Genomic DNA, 2,995 nt, shown 5'->3' with positions numbered 1-2,995 from the left:
CATGTCCTGGACGTAGCGTGCGAAGGACGCCGAGAGCGCGACATCGGCGCGCGCGAGCGCCTGCGGATCGCCGCCGCGCGCGCGCGCGATCAGCGCTTCGAGCTTTTCGAGGTCATAGGATGAGGATTTGAGGCCGTCGCGCGATGCGGTCGAGAGATACCCGAGCAAGATTACGGCTTCGGGCCCGATCTTGCCCGCGCGGACCCACAAGGGTTTGTAGCCGCGCGCGGCGTAGAAGCGATTGACGTCGCCGCCGGCTTCCTCGCGGATCGCGCCGGCGAGGCTGCCGGCCGCAGCGGGTGCGGGCGCGGCATGGACGGGCGGCGCGAGCGTTCCGCCCAGCGCGAGCAATGCGAGGAAAAGGGGAGCGCTGCGGCGCCGCGCTCCCCGGATACGGGTGTTCAGCCGCGTTCTCCCACCCGCGAAGGTGCGGGCGGCGGCGGGGGCGGCGGCGCATAGTTCGGATGATAGACGCCATCGGCGGTATAATAGCCGTCGATGATGCCGTCACCGTCGCGGTCGGCGGCGACGCTCCCCGGAACCGCGCCCGGCGGCGGGGGCGGTGCCATCGCGACGTCTTCTTTCTGCGAACAGGCGGAGAGCGCCAGCGCGCCAAGCGCACCGAGCAAAACGGGTTGGATACGCATAGACCACTCCTTTTCGATGCCGATGGAAGTCACCTTCCACGGACGAGTGCCCAACCCCGAGATTTCAGACATGGTCAGGTTTAACGATGCGTCATCCATCCCGCGATCAGGGGTGGTTTTTGAACGATGATCTGCAGCGAAAGTTCCCCGGGCTTCTGTCGAGGCGGTGGACGAGTTGGGGATGGAGAGCTGCCGTTCGCGCGCCTCTCTCGCGCAGCGATGGTGGAGGGGCCGAGAGGCTTGTTCCAATGCCCCTCCGTCAGCGCTTCGCGCTGCCACCTCCCCATGGCTCGCCACAGGGAGGAGCGAATGGCTGCTTCCGGTCGTTAGCGGCCGCCGCCGAATGTGTAGCTCAGCGCGATGCCGCCCGACGGTTGACCGCGTGATCCTAGCTCGCGCGTGACGGGCGAGTCTGCGGCGTCGCCGACGAGCCGGTCGTAACGACCGTAAACGGCGAGGCCCCAATTCTTGCCGAGCATGCGGTGATAGCCCGCGGTGACGCCCGCCGACTGGATGCCGCCGCCGGGGTCATAGGCGGGGAGGCCCGAGGTTAGCGCGGCGGCGGGGGTGACACCGAAATAGGCGCGATGATATTTCGCGTCGCCGAGCGTGACGCGCGGGCCGATCGAAAAGAGCCAGTCGTCGCCCTGTCGCGCGATATAGTCGGCGCTGACTTCGCCGACCCAGCCTTTGTGGCCGCTGAGACCCTTGCGGCCCTCAACCCGGACGCGGAGCGACGGGGTCAGCGACATTTGAGCGAAGCCGCCCGCCTCGACCGACAGGCCAACCTTGGGCAGGTCCGCGCCGATGTCGGATGCCTTGCGCTTGCCGATGAAGCCGAATGCCGGCCCGAACGCGAAATTTCCCGAATGGACCAGCGGCGAGCCGAAGCTTTCATCGGGGGCTTCGAACTCGAACTCGCTGTCGCGGGTGCGCGAGACGTCGATATAGGGGCCGACGCTGAATTTGTCGGCGCCGGGCCAGGAGGGCGACAGCTGCGGGCCGAGGATGATGCGTGTGCGTCTTTCGCCGTTCCCGGCATCGTCCTGTGCCTGCGCCGGGATGGAGAGCGCCGCGAGCGCGACGACGAGAAGGGCGGAAAGCTTGCTGTGATCGGTCATGCGAAATCCTTGTTGTTCCGCATGAAATTCCCAGCGGCAGTGTTCGTTCCTAGAGCGGCGACCAGCCGGCGGCCTCGTCGCTTTCGTCTTCGCCCGGTTCGGGATAGCCGATCGCCTCGAGCAGCTTGTCGAGCACCGCGGGGACGCCCGCGCCGCTTGCGCCCGACAGCGCCATCACCGGATGCCCGCTTTCCGCGGCAAGTTCGGCCGACAGCGCCGCGACCAGTTCGTCGTCGAGCGTGTCGATCTTGTTGAGCGCGACGATCACCGGCTTGTCGGTGAGATCGGCGCCATAGGCTTCGAGTTCGTCGCGAACGATCCGGTAGCTGGTCGCGACATCCTCGTCATTCGCGTCGACGAGGTGGAGCAGTACGCGGCAGCGTTCGATATGGCCGAGGAAACGGTCACCGACTCCCGCGCCTTCGGCGGCGCCCGCAATCAGGCCGGGGATGTCGGCGACGACGAACTCGTTCCCCTTGTGGCTCACCACGCCAAGCTGCGGGCGGAGCGTCGTGAAGGCGTAAGCGCCGACCTTGGCCTGCGCATTGGTGACGCCGTTGATGAAGGTCGATTTGCCGGCGTTGGGCAGGCCGACGAGACCCGCGTCGGCGAGCAGCTTCAGCCGCAGCCACACCCACATTTCCTCGCCCGGCCAGCCGGGCCCGTGCTGGCGCGGCGCGCGGTTGGTCGAGGTCTTGTAGCTCGCATTGCCGCGGCCGCCATCGCCGCCGCGCAGGAAGACGAGCTGTTCGCCTTCCCTGGTCAGATCGGCAAGCAGGCTGCGATCCTCGTCGTCGTCGAGAATCTGGGTACCGATCGGCACCTGGATGACGAGGTCGGGGCCGCCCGCGCCGGTGCGGTCGCGTCCCGCGCCGGGGGTGCCGCGCTTCGCCTTGAAATGCTGGGTGTAGCGAAAGTCGATCAGCGTGTTGAGGCCCGCGACTGCCTCGAAGACGATGTCGCCGCCCTTGCCGCCATTGCCTCCGTCGGGACCGCCATATTCGACATATTTTTCACGCCGGAACGACACGGCGCCGGGGCCGCCGTCGCCGGACTTGATGAAGATCTTGGCTTGGTCGAGGAAATGCATGGCGGGGCCTTTTGGGGCGGGAAGATAGAATTAGACGTCTGAACCCGCTCGTGTCGAGCGAAGTCGACACACCCCGCAGCATGGCGCCAAGCCGAGGGGCATCTCGACTTCGCTCGATGCGAACGGGTTTCTGGCTT

At 67.0% G+C, this 2,995-nt stretch carries 3 protein-coding genes and 1 pseudogene; all 4 read right to left on the bottom strand.

The window, feature by feature from the left end:
• Nucleotides 1-351 (bottom strand): annotated as a pseudogene (locus VGD20_RS06765) (L,D-transpeptidase); the annotation flags it as partial.
• 50 nt (nucleotides 352-401) lie between these two features.
• On the bottom strand, nucleotides 402-647 hold the full coding sequence (locus tag VGD20_RS06760; RefSeq protein WP_331133719.1) for a hypothetical protein: 246 nt from the start codon (nucleotides 645-647) through the stop codon (nucleotides 402-404).
• A 326-nt stretch (nucleotides 648-973) separates the two neighbouring features.
• Nucleotides 974-1,768: a MipA/OmpV family protein gene (locus VGD20_RS06755; RefSeq protein ID WP_331133718.1), complete on the bottom strand. Its 795-nt coding sequence runs from the start codon at nucleotides 1,766-1,768 to the stop codon at nucleotides 974-976.
• A gap of 49 nt (nucleotides 1,769-1,817) precedes the next feature.
• The gene (gene obgE / locus VGD20_RS06750; RefSeq protein ID WP_331133717.1) at nucleotides 1,818-2,858 is read right to left on the bottom strand and encodes a GTPase ObgE; all 1,041 of its coding nucleotides are present in this window, start codon (nucleotides 2,856-2,858) and stop codon (nucleotides 1,818-1,820) included.
• Nucleotides 2,859-2,995 lie beyond the last annotated feature (137 nt).

Origin of the sequence: Sphingopyxis sp. (genome assembly GCF_036402335.1) — a bacterium.
Lineage (GTDB): Bacteria > Pseudomonadota > Alphaproteobacteria > Sphingomonadales > Sphingomonadaceae > Sphingopyxis.
The sequence above is the reverse complement of the archived record's forward strand: the minus strand, read 5'-3'. Positions and strand labels throughout refer to the sequence as shown.

Coding starts and splice junctions, on each gene's coding strand:
- VGD20_RS06755 (WP_331133718.1), bottom strand. CDS start 1,768: ATGACCGATCACAGCAAGCTTTCCGCCCTTCTCGTCGTCGCGCTCGCG.
- VGD20_RS06760 (WP_331133719.1), bottom strand. CDS start 647: ATGCGTATCCAACCCGTTTTGCTCGGTGCGCTTGGCGCGCTGGCGCTC.
- obgE (WP_331133717.1), bottom strand. CDS start 2,858: ATGCATTTCCTCGACCAAGCCAAGATCTTCATCAAGTCCGGCGACGGC.